Below are 20,769 nucleotides of genomic sequence, written 5' to 3' on the forward strand. Positions count from 1 at the left end.
GGCTTCGACGCGAAGCGGAGCAAGGAGACGGCAGCCAAGCGCAACGAGCATTCCCGGACCTTCCTGAATGAGGACGGCACTTACACCACTCGTTTCTACGACGAGCCGGTCAACTTCAAGGGAGAAGACGGGCGCTGGCTGCCCATCGACGCCACGCTTGTGCGGGTGCCGGGGGCTCGAACGCTGAGTGGTTCGGATACTGGCTGGGAGACACGCCAGACTGCGGAGCCAATCACCCTGGGCGAGTATGCGGACGCCCAGCCCTTGGTCCGGTTGTCGACAGGTGACGGACTCTCGGTTGCCTATGCCGTTGAGGGAGCTGATCGCGTCGCTGGGAAGGCCGAGGGCAGCCTCGTCACTTACACCGACGTTCGGCCAGCGGCAGATCTGGAATTGATCGCCGGTGGCGAGTCGGTGAAAGAGACTCTCATCCTCAAGAGCATGGAAGCCCCGACACAATGGCGGTTCCCACTGGCTTCTGAGGGGCTGACTGCCGGGCTCGATGGACACGGCGGTGTGGCGTTCACCGATGCGGAGGGCGTGCGGCGGGCGTGGATGCCGCCGGGCTGGATGGAAGACTCGAATCAGGCTGGAGGCTCCAACGAGGGCGCCATCTCGTCCGGGGTGCGCTACAGCCTGACGGAGGAGTCAGGGCAACAGGTGCTCACGGTCTCGCTGGACGAGGAGTGGCTGCACGCGCCCGAGCGGGTCTTCCCTGTCCGCGTTGACCCGTCCGTGACGACGATCGACGCGACCTCCGGTACCTATGTCCAATACCCCTACAACCAGAACTTCTCCAGTGACACCGTGCTGAAAGCCGGCACCTACGATGGCGGCGGGCACAAGGCGGTCAGCTTCCTGCGGTTCTCCGGCTTGGAAACCACGCTGAAGAACGGCTACGTCCTGAACGCGAACCTGGCGCTCTACAACACGTGGTCGCAGTCGTGTACGGCGCGTCCGGTGACCGTGCACCCGATCACATCGAACTGGTCGGAGAGCACGACGAGTACCTACCCCGGTCCTCCCACGGGCGCCTCACTTGCGTCGAAGAGCTTCGCGCACGGCTGGCGCCCCTCCGGCAGTGAATCGTGGACCTGCGCGCCGGCCTGGGAGGGGATCGACCTGGGCCCGGCGGGCCGGAGGCTGGTGGACGACTGGACGCACGGGCGCAAGAAGAACTACGGCCTGGCAGTCAAGGCTTCAGTGACGGACTCGAAGAGTTGGAAGCAGTTCGGCTCGGACGACTACCCCGGTGGAAAGCCGAGTCTGGACGTGATGTGGAGCCGCTACGGCGCGGCCTACAAGGTCGGAGGGTTCGTCACTCCGGTGACGGCCACCGCTGAAGGGTCGATGAAGGTCACTGTGACGAACCAGGGCCAGCAGACCTGGCCCTCGGGTGGCACCTTCAAGCTCACCTACAGCCTGTTCGACGCCGACGGCAAGGCGATCACCGACGCTTCGAAGATCCGCTGGACGACCATGCCCACGGACGTCTCGCCCGGCGAGAGCGTCACCCTCGAACCCAAGATCGCGCCTCTGGCTCCGGGTACTTACACCGTTCTGTGGACGATGGCCAACAATGCCTCGCTCTTCACCTACGAAGGTATACCGGGTGCCGGGGTGAAGTTCTCCGCGGTGAACATCCCTCCGCAGCTGACGAAGGAGTCTCCAGCCAGCGGGGCCATGCTGAACTCGCTGACCCCGACCCTGTATGCGGAGGGCAAGGACAGCGACCACTACCCCGGCAAGCCGCTGCAGTACACCTTCGAAGTATGCGAGGTCGAAGGCAAGGACACCCGCAAGAACTGCCGCACGGGCACCCGAAGCACGGCCCGCCAGTGGAGCGTTCCTTCTGGCTGGCTGACGTGGGGGAAGACGTATGCGTGGTACGCGTATGTCTTCGACACGGGGCTCACCTCGCCACAACCGCATCCCGCCCTGTTCACGACACAGGTGCCCCAACCGGTGGTGACAGCCCATCTGGGAGCGGACGAGGGGAACGAGTTCTCCCCGCGATCCGGCAACTACGCCACCTCGGCCACTGACGCCTCCATCCCCACCATCGGCCCCGAACTCGCCGTACAACGCACCTACAACTCTCAGGACCCACGCGGTGACGGTGCGTTTGGAACAGGCTGGGCCACTCGCTGGGACATGAGGCTTCACGAGGAGACCCAGACCAACACGATCCTCGTCACCCTGGACGGTGGCTCCCGTGCTCGCTTCGGCACCAACGCCGACGGCACCTACGTCGGCCCTTCGGGAGACAGCCTGACCCTGCAGCGCGAGGTCGAGGGCTGGGTGCTGCGAGAACAGTCCGGGACCACGTACCACTTCACCTCCAACGGCCTGCTGGCACAGATCAAGGACGCCGCCGGCAGAGCCCAGCAGCTCCAGTACCAGGACGAGGACGGCGGGCCGCTCGTCTCCGTGACCGACACGCTCTCCGGACGGTCGCTGAACTTCACCTGGTCGGGCGGACACGTCACGAGGGTGACGACCAGCGCCATCGGCCCGAGCGCGCCAGGACTGGCATGGACCTACCACTACAACGGTGACACCCTGACCAAGGTCTGCCCTCCCACCTCGGCCACCGCATGCACGGTGTACACGTACGAGGACGGCTCCCCGTACCGGTCCATGGTGATGGACGAGAACCCGGTGGCCTACTGGCGATTGGGCGAGCAGGACGGTTCCACCGGTGCAAGCCAGACACCCTCCCGCACGGGCCTCAACGACGCCGCGTACCACGACATCCTGCTCGGACAGGCTGGTGTCCTCGACGGGACCAGCGACAAGGCAGCCGGATTCGACGGTGCCGACTCCTACGCCGAGATCCCCGAGAACACGCTGCGGACCTCGACGTTCCTCACGCTCGAGCTCTGGTTCAAGACCACTGCGCCCGGTGTCCTCCTGGGGTTCCAGGGAGGGGACCTCCACGAAGGTCAGCCGGAATACGCCAGCCCGCTGGCCATCGGTACTGACGGCAAGCTGCGTGGCCAGTTCGAAATCACCGGCCAGCCCGTGACCCCTCTGGTCTCGTCCAAGACGGTCACCGACGGAGCCTGGCACCACGTCGTCCTTTCCGGAGCGGGCACCACCCAGACCCTGTACCTGGATGGAGCCGCGGTCGGATCCCTCACAGGACCGATCGACCACTACGGAAAGGCCAACGCCTACCTGGGCGCCGGCTGGTCCAGCCCGGCTTGGGACGGCCAGGCCGCAGGCGTACGGCACTTCAACGGAACTCTCGACGAGGCCGCTGTCTACCATCAGGCCCTCGATGCGGCGACCGTCGCGGCCCACTACGCGGCGCGGGCCAAGGCACCGCGGATCACGAAGGTCACCCTGCCGTCCGGCCGAACCCACGCCACCGTCTCCTACGACAGCGCCAGCGGGCGTGTGACCAGTACGACGGACGCCAACGGCGGCGAGTGGAAGCTGTCCGATGCCTCCTACTCCTCGGGATCGGCCGCCTATCGGGACGCCGTCATGGCCACAGCACCCGCCGGATACTGGCGGCTGGGAGAACGGCACGGCGCCCAGGCAGTCAGCACCGCGGGCACCGGCATGGACGGCTCCTACCGCGACGGCGTCAGCCTGGGCAACCCGGGCGTGTTCGCCGACGGTGACAACACCTCGGTCGACTTCGACGGCACGGAAGGCGCGGTCAGCATCCCGTCCGATCCCTTGGAGACCACCAGCTCCATGAGCTTGGAGCTGTGGTTCCGCACCTCCAAGCCCGAGAGCGTCCTGTTCGGATTCCAGAACGCCGAACTCGGCCAGACCCCCACCTCCATCACGCCTGCGCTGCTCATCGACCGGGGCGGCAAACTCCGCGGCCAGCTCGACAAGAGCCAGGCCGGCACCACCATCGCCTCCACGACCGTGGTGACCGACAACGAGTGGCACCACGTTCTGCTCACCGGCTACAGCGGCGGCCAGGCCATGTACCTGGACGGCGTCCGTGTCGGGACCCTGCCCAACCCCATCAAGCCCATCACGCTGCCCCAAGCCCACCTGGGCGGCGGCTACGTGACCACCCCGTGGGACGGGCAACTCGCCGGCACCAAGTACTTCTCCGGTCAGATCGACGAGGCCGCCCTGTACACCACCGCACTTGGAGTGGGAGGCGCAGGCCAGCACTACCGCTCCCGCACCGGCCTGATCTCCGGCGACGGACCGCACTACCGTGGGGCGGTGACCGGTGACGCCCCGGCCGGATACTGGCGCCTCGACGAGCCGGAAGAGGCGACCACCGCCGTCAGCGAAGTCGCTGTGAACGACGGCAACGGCACCTACACCAACACCACCCTCGCCACCACGGGAATCTTCGGTGTCGAGGACGGCCATGCAGCCCAGCTCGCCGGCACAGGCCAGATAGCGATCCCCAGCCGCCTCGTCACCGACTCCACGGACGTCGCGGTGGAGCTGTGGTTCCGTACGTCGCAGCGAGGAGTCCTGCTCGGCCTGCAGAACGCTCCTATCGGCAGCACTCCGACGGACGCCCGCCCCGTCCTGAACGTCGGCGCGGACGGCCTCCTCCGCGGCCAGTTCTGGACCGCCGACCAGCCATCCGGCGCCACACCGATGAAATCCCCCACCACCGTCACCGACAACCAGTGGCACCACGCCGTCCTGACAGCCTCCGGCAGCAGCCAAGCCCTCTACCTCGACGGCATCAAGGTCGGCACCCTCAACCGCGCGGCCCGCCACCTGCCCGGCGTCCACGCCTACCTCGGCGGCGGCTACGCCAACACCGCCTGGATGGGTGTGACCACCGCAGGCACCTACCGATTCACAGGTCACCTCGACGAGGCCGCCGTCTACCAGCACGGTCTCACCGAAGACCAGGTCGCTGCCCACTACCAGGCCCGGACGCGAACCAGCACCTCCGGCCTCGCCGCCGCGATCACCGTGACCGACCCCCTCGGCCACACCACCACCACGTCGTACGACACCCTGCGCGGCCAGCGCACAAACGCCACCACCGACGCCGACGGAGGCCTGACCACCTACGCCTACGACACCGGCGGCTTCCTCAACACCGTCACCGACGCCAACGGCCACTCCACCATCACCGGGCACGACGCACGCGGCAATGTCGTCTCCCAGACCACGTGCCGTGACGCCAACTCCTGCTGGACCTCGTTCACCGAGTACTACCTCAACCCGACCGACCCGCTCGACCTGAGGAACGACAAGCCGATCGCGGTACGCGACGCCCGCTCCACCAAGCCGACCGACGACCGCTACAAGACATCCATCGCGTACACCACCCGCGGCCTGCCCCTGTCCACGACCCTGGCCGACGGTCGAGTGAGCACCAAGACGTACACCACCGGCACCGAAGCCGCCGTCGGCGGCGGCACACTGCCAGCAGGTCTGGTCGCCTCCGAAAAGACCCCCGGCACCGCGGCGACCACGTTCGCGTACTTCTCCAACGGCGACCTCGCACAGGTGACGTCACCCAGCGGCCTCGTCACGAAATTCACCTACGACGGTATCGGTCGAAAGAGCAGCGAAACCCAGATCTCCGACAGCTTCCCCGACGGCGTCACCACCGACTACGAGTACGACGCCATGTCCCGGATCGTCACCGAAACCGGCGCAGCCACCCGTAACGAGCTCACCGGCACGAACCACCAGGCAAAGATCACCAGAACTTTCGACGACGACGGCAACCTCCTCACCGAGTCGACCGAAGACACCACGGGCGGCGACGCCAAGCGCACCACCACCCACAGCTACAACACCCGAGGCCTGGAAGACCGCGTCACCGACGCCGAAGGCAACGCCACAACCTTCGAGCACGACGCCCTCGGCCGGGTGAAGAGCCAGACCGACCCCGTCGGCAACCAGGCCGTCTACGCCTACACGCCCCGCGGCCAGCACTACGAAACCGTCCTGAAGGACTGGACCGGCGACCCGTCCGGAGGCACCCGCGACCTGGTCGTCGTCTCCAACGCCTACGACCCCGCAGGCCGACTCGCGTCCACGACCGATGCCATGGGCGCCACGACCGCCTATACCTACTTCGATGACGGCCTGCCAGCCACCACCACTGCAAGGCAGGTCACCCAGGCAGACGGCAGCAAGCGTGACATCGTCCTGGCAACAAACACCTATGACGGCGCCGGCAACCTCATCCAGGAGACCACCGGCGGAGGCCGCACCACCGTCACCCACGCCGTCGACGCCACGGGCCGCACCACACGCAGCACCCTCGACCCGACCGGACTCAACCGCGTCACCACGTACGACTACGACGGCGACGACCGCATCATCCAGCAGACCCAGACGATCGACCCCTCAGGCAAGAAGCTCACCGCGACCACCGACTACGACGCGGCCGGAAACCCCACCAAGTCGACGCTCACCGACGGGTCCAGCACACGGATCACCACACAGACGTACGACGACCGCGGCCTGATCACCTCGACCGTCAGCCCTCGCGGCAACGACTCCGGCGCCAACCCGGCCTCATTCACCACGACGCTTCGCTACGACGAACTCGGCCGCCTCGTCGAGGCGACGGCCCCTCCCGTACAGACCGAAGTGAACGGCGCCGCGCCTCAGTCCACCAGGCCCGCCACACTCACGGGATACAACACGTTCGGCGAGGCCACGCAAACGCGGGACTCACGCGGAGCGCTGACCCAGGCCGAGGTGGACAAGCTCGGCAACCCCGTGGCCATCACCCTGCCCGACTACACCCCGCCCGGCGGCAGCAAGATCACCGCCACCGCGCGAACCGAGTACGACGCAGCCGGCCGGGTCGCTGCCACGACAGACCCCTTGGGCCACACCACCCGGTACGCCTACGACCAGTTCGGATTCCTGTCCGCGAAGACCGACCCCGTCGTGGCGTCCGGCCTGCCCACCCTCGCCGAGACTGAATCGAGCTCTCTGAGCGCCACCTCGACGGACCTCGACGGCGCAGGTGTGACCCGCTACACCTGGGCACCCACCGGTCTCCAGCTCTCGGCCACGGACCCGACCGGTGCCCGCACCGAGGCCACCTACGACCAGCTGGGCCGACAGCTCACCGCAACCACCATCGAGCGCCGCCCAACCCTGCAGAACCTCACCAGCCGCTACACCTGGGACGACGCCGGCAACCAGACTGCCTCCGCCACCCCGGACAACCGGACCACTTCCGCCGCATACAACCCCGCCGGAGAAATCACGTCGATCACCAGCCCGGTCGGCGGGACCACTCGCTTCGACTACGACGGGCTCGGTCGGCATACCGCCACCACCGACGCCACCGGCCGCAAGACCACCACGAGCTACGACGTCCTGGACAACCCGACCGGCACGACCGACTACGGAACAGGCTCGACCCCGATCCGCTCCACCTCGGCGGAATTCGATCCAGACGGCAACCAGACGGCAGCCGTCTCCGCCACCGGCGCCCGAACCACGTACGCCTACGACGCCCTCGGACGCATGACCCACCAGGTCGAGCCCGTCTCCGCTGGCAAGACCATCACCATGTCCTTCGGCTACGACCCCGTCGGCAACCGCACCCGCATGACCGACGGCCGCGGCAACACCACCCTCTACACCTTCACCCCCTGGAACCAGCCGGAATCCACCATCGAACCGGCCACCCAGGCCCATCCGGCAGCCTCAGACCGCACCTGGACCACCGTCTACGACGCGGCCGGCCAAAGCACCACTGAAGTCCTCCCCGGCGGGGTAAGGCGCCAACGCACCTACGACACGCTCGGTCGCCTCACAGCAGAAACCGGCACCGGCGCGGAAGCCGCAACCACCACCCGCTCCTTCGAGTACGACCTCGCGGGACGCATGACCGCCGCCGGCACCGACGGCATCCTCGGCCGCAACACCTACACCTACAACGACCGAGGCCAGCTCCTCACCAGCGACGGCCCCAGCGGCACCACCGCCTACACCTACGACGCCGACGGCCAAATGACCCGCCGCACCACTCCGGGCGGAGACACCTACTACGGCTTCGACGGCGCCGGCCGCCTCGACTGGACCTGGGACTCCATCACCAGCAGCGAGATCTGGTACGACTACGACCTCGCAGACCGGCCCACCCTCGAGCGCTACGCCACCGACCCCCAGGACAACGGCACATGGGCCGAAACCGCCCGCCGCACCTATGGCCACGACGCCCTGGGACGCCTGACCAGCGACAAGATCACAAACCCTTCCGGCACCACCGAGACCGCGTCCACCACTTACGACTACGACCTCGACGACCGCCTGACCAAGAAGAACACCAAGGGCACCGCCGGAGCCGCGAACAACACCTACGGCTACGACCACGCGAGCCGTCTTACCTCCTGGACCAACGGCACCACCACCACGCCCTACACCTGGGACAACTCCGGCAACCGCACGTCCGCGGCAGGCCTCTCGGCAACCTACGACGAACGCAACCGCCTGCTCTCGGACGGCACATCCACCTACGCGTACACACCCCGCGGCACCCTCGCCTCCGTGACCAAGCAGGGTGCACCTATCCGCACCCTCACCTTCGACGCATTCGAACGCAAGATCAGCGACGGCACATCCACCTTCGCCTACGACTCACTCGACCGCGTCCGCCAGCACGGCCAGACCACCTTCAACTACGACGGCGGCTCCAACAACCTCACCAGCGACGGCACCAACCACTTCACCCGCACGCCGGCGGGCGATCTGCAGGCCATGGACAACGGCACCGCGAAGCAGTGGGCCATCACCGACCGGCACACGGACCTCGTCGCCGGCATCAGCCCCGACGGAACCACTGTCACCGGCTCAAAGGCATACACCCCCTTCGGCGAGGTCACCGCCACCCAAGGCGCCGCCGCACCCCTCGGCTACCAATCCGGCTGGACCGACCCGGCCTCCGGCGACGTCAACATGGCAGCCCGCTGGTACCAGCCGGGCACCGGAGACTTCGCCTCCCGCGACACCTGGCTCCTCAACCCCAACCCCTCCGCCCAAGCCAACCGGTATACCTACGCCAACAGCGACCCCGTGAACGGCACAGACCCCACCGGCCACGCCTGCGCTTGCGGCGGTGGCTCCTCGCTCAGCCCGAGGCTCTCAGGATCGGGATGGCGCCGCCCCACCAGCGCCAGGGGCGGACACGACGGGGTCGCCCCGCGGAACATGGGGGCCCACAGGGGGAGGCCGTCAGCCCGTCCCGCCTACCGCGGAAACAGCACAGCGGCCAGGGCCCAGAACCGTAAGAACATCCAGGAAATGCGCCGCTACGACGCCGCCCGCACGCCTGTCCGCAGCCGTCCGGCTACCAGAAGCAACGGCAGCTCCCGCGGTACGAACCGTTGCACCTACTCCTGTGGCACGGGAGTCACCCGCGCGTCACTGAACCGCGGCGCTGGCAGCAATCGCGGCACCTCGAACGTGGCAACCACCACACGCCCGCCCTCGCCCCGCCCCCTGCAGAACCCCAACCGAGGCAAGAACCCCCACCCCGCGCCGACAAGGCTGGCCCCAAAGCCGAGGGTTGATGTCAAGCGGATTCAGCAGCGTGCCATCGCCCGGGCGGTTGTTTACCAGCTCGAGGAGATCGTCGAGCTAGCCTCGGCCGGTGCAGAGCCGTTTGATCCTGCAGCACTTGGCATTGGTGCTGACTACAGCATGTCTCGCCTGGTGACGACGGAAGAGGACAGCGAGCATGAACCTGAGGCTGGCACCCCCGTGCGTCGCGAGGACTGCCGCAAGGGCAACACGGCGGTGCACTACATGCCCCTGGACTACCTGGGCCGTGCGCAGGGAGTAGTGGCATGTCTGAACCGGGGTGACTACAACTACGTACACTCCGAGAAGATCGGTGACATTCTAGGGGTGCAAACTGACTGGGTTTTGGACAGTCGTGAGACGATGATCGTAGGTACGCATACGGAGTACCCCACCAACTGGGAGCACATCCCTCCGGGCTATGGGGGTAATAATAAGGGCCATCATCGCGGTCACCTGCTGGCCCGCCAGTTGGGAGGCGATGGTACCGACCTTCGCAATCTAGTGCCGCTTTACAAGAAAGTGAATACGCCGCGCATGTCTCGCCATGAGAATGAATTGGCGAGGCGAGTCCAGGAGGGCGGGGAGACCATTTTTTATCAGGTTACGCCCCACTATGAGGGAAATAGTCAAATTCCAGACTATCTGGAGCTCAAATGGTTCGGTAGTATTGAAGGTCCCGGTGGTGTGCGTATCGATAATGTGCCGTAGGGGAGGAATCGATGTCCTGGGTTGATCGGCTTATGGCGGCTGTTGGTGAGCGCCCACGCGGGCTTGCGGTCGATTGGTCGGCGATCGAGTCTCGGATGGGCACCGCGCTGCCCTCTGACTATAAGGAATTTTGTGAGGTATTCGGCGGCGGCTATTTCAGTGAATTCCTCAACGTGTATGCCTGTGCGGGGGAGGCGGACTCGGAGCTAGTCAATACGTACGAGGAAAACTGGCAGATCGCCGAAGAAGATGAATCGGGACGGAACTACTATCTCCCGCACGGCCTGTTTCGACCGAAACGGCAGGCCGGTCTTCTTCAGTGGGGCGCGAGTATTGGTGGTGACGAGTTTGCATGGCTTGCCGACCCGTCCGTGTCACCGGATTCCTGGCCTGTGCTGGCGCGAGACGACGCGCAGTATGCTCAGCGCTTCGAAATGTCGATGAGTGAATTCGTGTATCGCATGGTGGCGGATGCGTCGTTCGGAGGTTTTGGTGGATTTGGCGCAACCGGGGAGGCTCCCTATTTTGAGCCATCTTCCTGATCCCATCCGCGGCGCCCATGCGCCAAGTGGACCGGCGCGTACGGGTCGAGGTCAAGGTCGATAAGCCTCCGTGCTCGTTGAGTCGGTGAGCGATGGGCTGCGAGATCAAGTGGCGGCTCCCGTCGTACGCGCGACGATCATCGGTACCGGGCTCTGTGAGCGGCTCCTTGAACTCCGCGTAGTCGGCGCGCGGGTCGAACGGGCGCCGGTACGGCCTTCATCAGCCAGGGCCATGCGGTTGGCATTCTCAGTACCACCGGTCAGTCTCCGTACTTCACGCCCTCCTCGTAGTCCTCTTTCTGTCGGCGTGCCGTTGCAGGAGAGGTTCCGACAGCCCTCCTGCTGAGGCCGTGCTCGTCGGATATTGCTCTTCGAGACGCCCCTGTGCGATCACGCTCGTATCGTCAGTGGTCGAATCCCCCCTCGGACACTCACTGTGGCGATACCGATGCGAGGACCTCGACCTTACGGTCGCGGTCCTCGTTCGCGTTGTCGCAGCCGGTGGTGGCGTCGAGGGCTTCGTGGAGCGGGCCCTCGCCGGCGGCGCCCACGCTCGGACGCGTTGTGTGCGTCCCCAGGATTTTCAGTGGTCCCGCGGCTGTGCAAGGCGTCGAGAAGACCATCACTTCGTGCTCGGCACAGCAGGCCGAATTCTGCCGAACAGCCGGCGCTCACGGATCATCCCGACCCGCACCTGGGGGTCGGGGGCGCCGTCGTGCCGGGGGTATCCAGACCAAGATGCGGGTCAGTTCACCATCGCGGCCGTGCCGATGTCTCCGTCGCTCCGTCTCGGGCTTCGTCCGCCTTGTGGGGGCATTCGGCCTCGACTGCCTTGGGTGGACGACGCAGGGAAGCACACCGGGCTCCGGTCCCCGCTCGTTGATGAACCCGGCCGGAACGAGGACGGGCGGGCGTCAGGTCGGCTTGCGCCACACGGAGATGTGCTTCGCGGAGTCCTGGGTGAACGGCGTCCCCTCCCAGTCCGCGACACGCCGTTCCAACTCGAGGCCGGCAATCCGGGCCATCAGGTCGAGCTCCGCCGGCCAGGCGTACCGGTGCCGGGAGTTGCCGCGTCGGTAGCGGCCGTCGTCGCCGTCGCGGGTGAGGTGGTGCGAGACCAGCGTCTGCTCCACCAGGTCGAAGGTGTCGAAGCCGAGATGCCGCTCGGAGACATCGAACGGCACCGCGAGCTGGCCCGGCGGCAGGTACCGCAGCGGCGGCAGGCTCAGCTCGACGACGAATCGGCCGCCGGGCCCAAGATGACGTGCGGCGTTGCGGAAGCACTCGACCTGCTCGTCCTGCGTGAGCAGGTTCGAGATGGTGTTGTACACGAGATAGACCAGGGTGAACTCGCCGGGGACGACGGTCGTGGCCATGTCCCCCACAGCGACCGGGAGCATGTCCTCGTCGATCTTGCGCCGCAGGACCGCCGCCATGTGCTCGGACAGTTCGATTCCCACTACCGGCACGCCGCGTTCCCGGAGTGGGACGCCCACTCGTCCGGTTCCGACGGCGAACTCCAGTGCACGGCCGTCTCCGGCGAGCTCGGCGAGGAAGGCGAGAGTCGGTCCGAGAACGGCGGGCGAGGTCATCTCGGTCTCCTCGCCGTCGTAGCGGTCGGCCATCGCACGGGTCCACAGCTCACTGCTCGTCACGGAAGCCACCTTGCAGGGCGCGGAGGGGCGCCGTCCACGCAATTCCTTCCACCGGCTCCGCTCTCCGCCTCGCTTGGCGAATGGCAGGGCCCTGCTGGGAGCTGAACGCAGACGCTCGCCGAAGACGCTCTTCGGTCTCGCTGAACAGATCACGTCCGTGGACGTCCTCGGCCCGGCCGGCCGGGCGGCCATGCCTTCCGGCCCACACCGACCTCGTCGAGTACCCGGTCGTGGACGTCGCGATCCAGACCTGCAACAGCCGACCCGACCACTCCGGAGACAGCACCGTCCGCCGGCCTCCACTGACTGACTCCACCGGGCATTCCGATGATCCGCCCATGCCGAGCGCCTCTCGAAAGCAGGGGCCGTCAGCCGCACCTGCATCCGTTCCCCGTCTGCATCGGGAAGTGAGTGCAGTGTTACATCGACAAATCAGACCTGGCGGTAGGTACGACCCATGGTGCAAGCCCCTTCGTTGAGGCGTTCCGCGGGCCCGGTGGCCGCGTGGCGCTCGGTGATGCTGGTACTCGCGCTGGGGCAGGTGGCCGGTTCCGTCCTCAGCCGGCTCCACGGCAGTGAGTTCACGACAGCCGACCGTCCGGGCGAGCCGCCCATGGTTCCGGTCGGGTGGGCGTTCTCGATCTGGACGCTGGTGGTACTGCTCTGCATCGCCTACGCACTGTGGGCGCTACCCGAGCGTCGCCCGGATCCGGAGGTTCGAAACCGCTTGGCCGTGCCGCTCTCGGTGGTCTTCGCCGGATTCGGCTGCTGGCTTGTGGCGGCGGAGGTCGCACCGGTGTGGGGAACGGTCGCGGTGTTCGCCGTCATGATGTCCGGTCTTGTACGGGGCATGTCAGTGGCGCTGGAGCACCGTTTCGCCATCGCCGCCTGGCGGCCCGTGCCCAGGGCGCTCCTGTGGTGGATGCTCGGCATCTACACCGGGTGGTCGACCATCGCGGTCTGGGTGAACCTCACCACCGCCGTGGCAGGTTCCGGCGCCCCCGTCGACGGCGGGGCGGGCGTCGCGGGGCAGTTGGCGGTGCTGGCGGGCGCGACGTCGACTGCCGTGGTCATCGTGCGCTGGACTCGAGGTCTGCTCCCCTACGCCCTCGCCGCGGGATGGGGTCTGCTGACCGCCATGCTGGGAGCTGCGAGCGCCGGGCAGCCCGTCCTGGCAGGCGCCGCAGCCGCCGGATTCGCCGTCGTGACCGGGGCCACCGCCGCCACGCGACGGGAGCGGGCAGCCCGCGCACCGGAGTCCGAGCCATGAGGCTCGGGAAGCGGAGCACGCAGTTCGTCACCGGAGGCGCACGCCTCGGCAGGCGAGCAGAAAGCCCCGACCCGAATCACCCGGGAACCCCGTGAGCCCCGGGCACCGCAATCGGCGAGACCGAGCGCGCCGACGGCAATCGATGGCCGGGCGGCCGTGCCGACGGGCGATGCCACGGACAGGCCCGGCGGCCGTGGAGCGGGGTCCGGAACGGTCCGGTCGCGCTCCCTGGCCGGGAGCCGCCCCGGCTGTCACTGCCAGATGATTGACTCTGCGCACGGGTAGAGCAGTGGCCGACGACAACGCCTGATTCTCGGGGGCGCAGAGGGGGCAACGCATGACCACGGGGGATCCTCGGAACCGCATTCCGGCCTATCCCGGTGTCGACCGTTTCGTCGACGCCTTCGACAAGCTCGTGGTACAGCCGCGGCGCAGCCGCAGCAGGGTTCCGGTCGTACTGCTCCACGAGCCGGGCGGCGGCGAGGCGGGGCGCCGGATCGTCGCAGGGCTCCGCTCACGGATGCGCGGCCGCAGCGAGATCCTCGCCCCGCACGCGCACATCCCGCAGATACCGGACGGGGCCGACCCGCCGCCGCTCCACCTCTTCGAGCTGATCACGAACCAGCTCAGGGAGACCATGCCGCCGGGCACCGGTGAACTGCACCTGCACAGCTACCGATTACTGCGTTCTGTCGTCACCGCCCCCGCGCTCGACGGGCTCATGGAGCGCCGCCACACCGAACTGCGCAACCACTGCTACGCACAGCATCGCCAATGGTCGCCCCTGGCCCAGGCGTTGTGGTGGCTCGGCGGTCGTGACCAGGCCAACGGCGGCACGCTCCTGGAGCTGCTGTGGAACTTCGTGGCAGGCCCGCTCTTCCAGCGGCTGCCGCGCGCCCTCTACGGCCGGCGAGCGAACCGTCACATGCTCGGGAAGGCGCGCAGCCCTCGCTGGTACGCACGCTGGGTGCGCCAGCAGCAGGGCAGTCCACCCACCGACTTCTTCCGCTCCGCCCTCGACCTCGTCCAGGGCGAGCTGGTCAACGAGCCCGAGCGCATGGACCGGGTGCTCATGCAGGCCGTGCTCTCCGATCTCGACCAGGCCTGCCGGACCCGTCTGCTCAACCCGTGGCGCCGCCGCCGCACCAGCCGCTTCGTGCTGCTCTTCGACGAGGCGGGGCCCGAGGACTCGCGCGTCCAGCGATTCCTCCGCGAGTTGCGCTCCGCCGTTGACGACCTGCGCTGCACCTCGGTGTTCGCGGTGGCGGGCGGCGTACGTTCGCTGGCCGCACGCATCCCCGACATCCAGGCCACCGGTCTCGCCCAGGCGGGCGCCGAGCTGATCAACATCGAGCGCCGCGGGATGCTGCCGGACCAGCCGACCGGCATCGTCGTACCGGTCGCCGAGGGCCCCGAGGACGATCAGGCCGCGGTGTACTGGCTCGGCCGATGGCCGACTCTGGTGACGCCGTCGCCGCGCTGGGGTCCCGGTGCCGAGGTGGCCGGGGCGCTGGGCGCGGCGACGCTCGCCCTCGCGGTCACCGGCGCCCTCGTCCTCGTACCGGGCACCTGGAACCGCGAGGAGGACGACCCCTGTCAGGGCTCCACCTTCCTCGGCACCGACGGCCAGTGCGTCGGGGTCGGCGAAGGTTCCGCCGACTTCGGCAAGGGACCCAGCGAGCAGGCCGTGCGTGCCGTGCTGGAGCAGATCGAGCGGCAGAACGAGGAAGTCGACCGGGAACTCTCCGGCCGGTCCGCGGGCGACCCGCGCCCCGGACGCCGCACCGTCGTCTACTTCGGCCCGCTCACGGGAGGCAAGGACGCCGAGGACCCGGTCCGCGGGGGCACGTTCGCCGAACTGCGGGGCATCGCGGTGGCCCAACGGCACATCAACGCGCAGGCGCTGCGCTCCGGCGAGCGGGTCCCGTTGCGCGTCCTGGCCGCCAACGCCGGGGACCGCTTCAAGGACGCGCCCGCCGTCGCGGAGCGGATCGTGGAACTCGCGGCGAGCGACCCGACCATCGCGGGCGTCGTCGGTTTCGGCCAGAGCCGCCGCAAGACCTACGAGGCGATGCGCATCCTCGACGAGGCGGGCATCCCGATGGTCGGCACCTCCGGCACGGCCGACGAACTCCTGCAACAGGGCACGCACTACTACCAGACGGCGGCGACCGACGCACGGGCCGCCGAGCTGATGGCCGCGTTCGCCTCAGGCGCCGGGATCACCGCGGGCGGCCCGCCGGTGAGCCGGGTGAGTCTGGTCGCCGACACGACCGACGCGTACAGCAACAGCCTCGCCGCCTCCTTCCGTACCGCGTACGGGCCGGGGCGCACGGACGTCCTCCTCTACACGCCCACCGACGCGCCGGAGCCGGAACCGATACCCGGCGCCCTCGGCGGGCGGCCGGTCCCGACCGTGGAGGACCTGGCCCGTGAGGTCTGCCGTGCGGTGGCCGAGGAGCCGCGGACGGCGGTGGTGTGGTCGGCGCGGGCGAGCCAGTTCCAACTGTTCCTGACCGAGATCTCCCGTATGTCCGGCAACTGCCCCCGGCTCAACGTGCTCGCGGGAGACGACGTCACCAACGCGCTCATGGAGGACCAGCGTCCCTGGGACCACTTCCAGGGCCTGTCCCTCTTCTACGTCTCGCACGGATACGCGCCCACACTGGCGGCGAGCAGCCCGGAGGCGGCGGCTTTCCTTGCCGCGTACGACCGCGCGTACGGCAGTGACCGCAGTGCCAGGAGCAGGGCGATGCGTGAGGACGGCCATGTCGCCCTCGCCTGGGACGCATTGCGCTACCTCGCCGAAGGCATCGACCAGGCCTGGCGCACCACCGGTGGACAGGACGGCCGACTGGACCGCGGACTCGTGCAGGGCGTGCTCTACCAGGGCCTGGGGGGAGGCGGCTTCGACGGCGCCACGGGCCGCATCGACGCGCACGGCGCGGCGAGCGGTGGACGGCTGACGGAGGACAAACTGCTCGCAATACTCCGGGGCACTGACAGCGGTCCCGTGACGGAGCTGCTGTGCGGCGTGGTGAGGCGCGGCGACGAGCGCACCACCTGGGGCCCGGAGAAGGGCAGGCAACTCCCCTGCCCTTGAGAACCCCACACGAAGTGGGCCGGTACGGGCGCGCCCGCCGCTTGTGCCACCGCCCGCCCGGGATCAGCGGAACCCGGTGGGGGCGAGGATCTGTCCGGGCGGCGGCGGGGTGGTGTCGACCGGCTTGTCGTGGTCGGTGAAGGTGAGGTCCATGGAGCCGGCGGACGGGGAACCTGCCCGGAAGCCGCTCCCCCGTTTCACCCCCGACGCCTGGGCTCGATCCGCCTGGGCGGCCGCCGCGGGTCCGGCGAGACAGGTGGGACCCGCGGCCGGTCAGAGGGGACGGGTGGAACGGTCCCGGTGTCAGCAGTCCTTCTCGCGCAGTGAGTGCAGGTGTGCGCTGGACTTGCGGGCGAAGGTGAGGGAGTCGACGGGGTTGTCGTGCTCGGCCTGCCAGTGGTGGTCGAGTCGGCCGCCCCGGGTGCGGGTCACGGCCGAGATGAAGCGCCGGTAGTCGATGTCTCCGTCCCCGACGTCCACCATGCGGTAGCCGTCCCGGGCGGAGATGTCGCGCTCACCGTCCTTGACGTGGAAGAGGGGGTAGCGGTCCGGCTGTTCGAGGACGTAGCGCAGCGGGTCGAAGGGGGCGGGAGTGCCGTCGGCGCGCCGGGAGAAGCGGAACTGGCCGGCGTAGGCCCAGTAGACGTCCATTTCGAGGTACACGAGGTCGGGGTCGGTCTCGGCGAGGAGGACGTCGTAGAGGCGTACGTGGGGTTCGTCGGTGGCGAAGGAGAACTCCTCGGCGTGGTTGTGCTGGTAGAACTTCATCCCGCGGGCCTTGGCCGCGGCGCCGTACTGGTTGAACTCCTCGGCGCAGCGCTTCCAGCCGTCGACGGTGGCCCCGTAGCGCCAGGGGCCGGACGCGGTACCGATGTGTGCCAGGCCGAGGGCCTGGGCGTCGTCGAGCACCTTCTCCAGGTTCTGCGCGAAGGTGTACGCGCCGGGGTCGTTGTCGTTGTGGTAGCCGACGTGACTGCCGATGGCGCGCAGTCCGTGGTCGCGGGTGAGGCGGCGGAGCTGCCGGAGGGTGATGGGGCCGGCGGAGCCCTGGGTGTAGCCGGCGTACTCGACCTCGTCGTAGCCGTATCTCTGGAGTTCGGCGAAGACGGCGGCGAAACCGAGGGTGGAGACCTTGTCGCGGAGCGAGTAGAGCTGGATGCCGAGCCGGCCGGGGGGCAGGACGGGGCGGCCGCGGTCCTTGCCGTGGGCGGCGGCGGTGGGGGTGCCGAGGAGGGCGGCCGCGGTGGCACCGGCGGCGACGCCGAGCATGCCGCGTCTGCTGAGCTTGTGGGAGAGCTCGGGGTCGGTGTGCTTGCTGGGGCGGTTCACGTGGGACGACTCCTCACTGTCAGTGGGGTGTGGTTCAGTGAAGTCCTGCGAGCGAGAGCAGCAGGGATTTCACGTCGGTGGCCGCGACGCGGCCGGTCAGGGCGCGGGGGGTGGAGCACAGGATGAGCGGGCCGTTGTCGGTGTCGTCGCTCGTGGGGAGGCGGCCGTGGCTCCCGCGAACAGGTGAGGGGTCGAGGGGGACGACGGCCATGCGGTAGCGCATGCCGAGTTTCTTGCGGGCGAGGGCCGTGGCGGCTTTGACGCGGACGTAGGGGTCCTCTGGGTCCATGAAGAGCTCGACGGGGTCGTAGCCGGGTTTGCGGTGGATCTCGACGAGTTGGGCGAAGTCGGGGGCGTGTGCGTCGTCGAGCCAGTAGTAGTACGTGAACCAGGCGTCGGGTTCGGCGACGGCGACGAGTTCGCCGGAACGCGGGTGGTCGAGACCGTGGGTCTTCTTGCCCTCGTCGTCGAGGAGTTCGGCGACGCCGTCGAGGCCGCTGAGGGCTTCGCGGGTGGCGTCGAGGTCTTCGGGGCGGCGTACGTAGACATGGGCGATCTGGTGGTCGGCGACGGCGAACGCACGGGAGGCCATGGGGTCGAGGTATTCCATGCGGTCCTGGGTGTGGACTTCGAGGAGTCCGGCTCGGCGCAGTTCCCGGTTGATGTCCACGGGCCGGGTGACGCGGGTGATGCCGTATTCGGAGAGGGCGACGACGGTGCGGCCTTCGGCGTGCGCGTCGTCGAGGAGGGGCGTCAGGGCGGTGTCGAGATCGGTGGCGGCCCGGTGGGAGCGCGGGTCGTCGGGGCCGTGGCGCTGGAGGTCGTAGTCGAGGTGGGGGACGTAGCAGAGGGCGAGGTCGGGGGTGCGGGTGCGGAGGATGTGGCGGGTGGCGTCGATGATCCAGCGGCTGGAGACGATGTCGGCGCCGGGTCCCCAGAAGTGGAAGAGGGGGAAGGTGCCGAGCCGGTCGGTGAGTTCGTCGTGAAGGGCGGGCGGTCGGGTGTAGCAGTCGGGTTCCTTGCGGCCGTCGGCGTAGTAGACGGGGCGGGGGGTGACGGTGATGTCGGTGTCCGCGCCCATGGCGTACCACCAGCAGATGTTGGCGACGGTGTAGCCGGGGTGGGCGCGGCGGGCGGCGTCCCAGAGTTTGTCGCCGGCGACGAGGCCGTTGTGCTGGCGCCAGAGGAGTACGTCGCCGAGTTCGCGGAAGTACCAGCCGTTCCCGACGATGCCGTGTTCGGCGGGGAGGACGCCGGTGAGGAAGGTGGACTGGGCGGTGCAGGTGACGGCGGGCAGGACGGTGTCGAGGGGGGCGTATGAGCCGGTGGTGGCGAGGCGCTTGAGGTGGGGCATGTGGTCGAGGAGGCGCGGGGTGAGGCCGACGACATCGAGGACGAGGAGCGGGGTGGGGCGGGTGGTGTTGTCCGGAGTGGTGTCGCTCATGGGAGTTCCTTGAGGCCGAGGTCGGTGAGCAGGTCGCGGGCGAGGGTGAGTTCGGCGGCGATGCCGTCGGCGAGCTGGGCGCGGCTGCGCGGCCTCAGCGCGACGGGGAGGGCCTGCCAGGTGTAGGTCTCGACCTCTAGGTGGCGGGTGAGCGGGGTGGGGCCGCCGGCGAGCCGGGCGAGGGTGTCGCGGAGCACGGGCAGGGTGGAGGTGAGCGGCGGGGCGGGGGGTGCGTGGAGGGGGACGTGGAAGTGGGCTCGCCAGGGGGCGGTGTCGGGGAGGACGTCCGAGGCGAGGGCTTCGTGGAGGTCGTCGGTGCCCCGGAGTCCGGCGGACGGGGTCTCCCCTGCTCGAAGAGCTCGGGGAAGGGTGCGGGTCTGGTGCAGGAAGCGGGGTTCGGCGAACGCGGCGAGGGCTTCGCGCACCTCGTGGAGGTGTGGGTGTTCCGCGTGGAGGGCGGCGGAGAGCTGGGCTTTGGGGATGGTGACGCCGGCGGCGGTGAGTGCGTCGAGGGCGGGGCCGGGTTGCTCGAAGGAGGTGGCGAGGTGGCAGGTGTCGACGCAGATGCCGATGCGGGGGCCGGCAAGGGTGGTGAGGGGGCCGATGGCGTCGGCGGTGGTTTCGACGACGCAGCCGGGTTCGGGTTCGAGGGCGATGCGGATGGATTTGCCGGTGAGTTCCTCGAGGGCGTCGAGGCGTTCGGCGAGGGTGGTGAGGGCGGCGAGTGCGATGGCGGCGGTGTGTTCGTCCCAGCGGGTGCGCCAGGCGAGCGGGAGGGTGGAGACGGAGCCTTCGGTGACGTCGTCGGGGAGGAGTGCGGCGAGGAGGCGGGCGAGGTCGGTGGTGTGGGTGAGGCGTTCGGGTTCGGCCCAGTCGGGCCGGTAGACACGGTGTTTGACCTCGCCGGTGCCGAAGCCCTCGTAGGGGAAGCCGTTGAGGCTGACGACCTCCAGTCCGCGCCGGTCGAGTTCGGCGCGCAGGCCGCGCAGCGCCGCGGGGTCGGTGGTGAGGGCGCGGGCGGCGTCGCGGGCGAGCCACAGTCCTATGCCGAGCCGGTCGCGGCCGAGGCGTCTGCGGACGGGTTCGCAGTGGTCGCGGAGCTGGGCGAGGACGCCGTCGAGGGTTTCGGCGGGGTGGACGTTGGTGCAGTAGGAGAGGTGGACGGTGGTGCCGTCGGGGTGACGAAAGCGCATGGGGGCGGCCTC

General features: G+C 68.6%; 8 protein-coding genes. 4 read left to right on the forward strand and 4 right to left on the reverse strand.

Features of this window, described 5'->3' with window-relative positions; genetic code table 11:
• The first annotated feature begins 570 nt into the window (after window positions 1-570).
• Together AB0J10_RS19975 and AB0J10_RS19980 are read left to right on the forward strand one after the other, a co-directional pair.
• Entirely contained in the window at window positions 571-10,221 is a 9,651-nt protein-coding gene (locus tag AB0J10_RS19975; RefSeq protein WP_363063309.1) for a LamG-like jellyroll fold domain-containing protein, read from the forward strand.
• A gap of 11 nt (window positions 10,222-10,232) precedes the next feature.
• Complete coding sequence (locus AB0J10_RS19980; RefSeq protein ID WP_363063311.1) at window positions 10,233-10,763, forward strand: SMI1/KNR4 family protein; 531 nt, start codon at window positions 10,233-10,235, stop codon at window positions 10,761-10,763.
• Window positions 10,764-11,677: 914 nt separating this feature from the next.
• Here the strand turns inward: AB0J10_RS19980 and AB0J10_RS19985 are convergent.
• Window positions 11,678-12,418, reverse strand: coding sequence for a class I SAM-dependent methyltransferase (locus AB0J10_RS19985; RefSeq protein WP_363063313.1), 741 nt, complete (start codon window positions 12,416-12,418; stop codon window positions 11,678-11,680).
• A 457-nt stretch (window positions 12,419-12,875) separates the two neighbouring features.
• Here AB0J10_RS19985 and AB0J10_RS19990 point away from each other — a divergent pair, with 457 nt between their 5' ends.
• Together AB0J10_RS19990 and AB0J10_RS19995 are read left to right on the forward strand one after the other, a co-directional pair.
• Window positions 12,876-13,688, forward strand: a complete 813-nt coding sequence (locus AB0J10_RS19990) for a hypothetical protein (RefSeq protein ID WP_363063315.1) — start codon at window positions 12,876-12,878, stop codon at window positions 13,686-13,688.
• A 337-nt stretch (window positions 13,689-14,025) separates the two neighbouring features.
• Complete coding sequence (locus AB0J10_RS19995) at window positions 14,026-16,791, forward strand: ABC transporter substrate-binding protein (RefSeq protein ID WP_363063317.1); 2,766 nt, start codon at window positions 14,026-14,028, stop codon at window positions 16,789-16,791.
• 303 nt (window positions 16,792-17,094) lie between these two features.
• On the opposite strand, the gene AB0J10_RS20000 is transcribed toward AB0J10_RS19995, so the two are convergent.
• Genes AB0J10_RS20000 through eboE form a run of 3 tightly spaced genes read right to left on the reverse strand, consistent with a single transcriptional unit; the run spans window position 17,095 to window position 20,757 of the window.
• Window positions 17,095-18,120: a sugar phosphate isomerase/epimerase gene (locus tag AB0J10_RS20000; protein ID WP_363063319.1), complete on the reverse strand. Its 1,026-nt coding sequence runs from the start codon at window positions 18,118-18,120 to the stop codon at window positions 17,095-17,097.
• A gap of 34 nt (window positions 18,121-18,154) precedes the next feature.
• Window positions 18,155-19,564 (reverse strand): nucleotide pyrophosphatase/phosphodiesterase family protein, encoded by a 1,410-nt coding sequence (locus AB0J10_RS20005; RefSeq protein WP_363063321.1) that lies wholly within the window; start codon window positions 19,562-19,564, stop codon window positions 18,155-18,157.
• Window positions 19,561-20,757 carry a metabolite traffic protein EboE gene (eboE, locus tag AB0J10_RS20010; protein WP_363063323.1) on the reverse strand — a complete coding sequence of 399 codons (1,197 nt, stop codon included), beginning with the start codon at window positions 20,755-20,757 and terminating at the stop codon, window positions 19,561-19,563. Before eboE ends, AB0J10_RS20005 begins: the two co-directional genes overlap by 4 nt.
• Window positions 20,758-20,769 lie beyond the last annotated feature (12 nt).

Source organism: Streptomyces sp. NPDC049887 (assembly GCF_040656535.1).
In the GTDB taxonomy this organism is placed as follows: Bacteria; Actinomycetota; Actinomycetes; order Streptomycetales; family Streptomycetaceae; genus Streptomyces.

What these genes read in the sequence shown, in the direction of transcription:
- AB0J10_RS19975 (WP_363063309.1), top strand. Translation starts at nt 571, where the DNA reads ATGGAAGACTCGAATCAGGCTGGAGGCTCCAACGAGGGCGCCATCTCG.
- AB0J10_RS19980 (WP_363063311.1), top strand. Translation starts at nt 10,233, where the DNA reads ATGTCCTGGGTTGATCGGCTTATGGCGGCTGTTGGTGAGCGCCCACGC.
- AB0J10_RS19990 (WP_363063315.1), top strand. Translation starts at nt 12,876, where the DNA reads ATGGTGCAAGCCCCTTCGTTGAGGCGTTCCGCGGGCCCGGTGGCCGCG.
- AB0J10_RS19995 (WP_363063317.1), top strand. Translation starts at nt 14,026, where the DNA reads ATGACCACGGGGGATCCTCGGAACCGCATTCCGGCCTATCCCGGTGTC.
- AB0J10_RS20005 (WP_363063321.1), bottom strand. Translation starts at nt 19,564, where the DNA reads ATGAGCGACACCACTCCGGACAACACCACCCGCCCCACCCCGCTCCTC.
- eboE (WP_363063323.1), bottom strand. Translation starts at nt 20,757, where the DNA reads ATGCGCTTTCGTCACCCCGACGGCACCACCGTCCACCTCTCCTACTGC.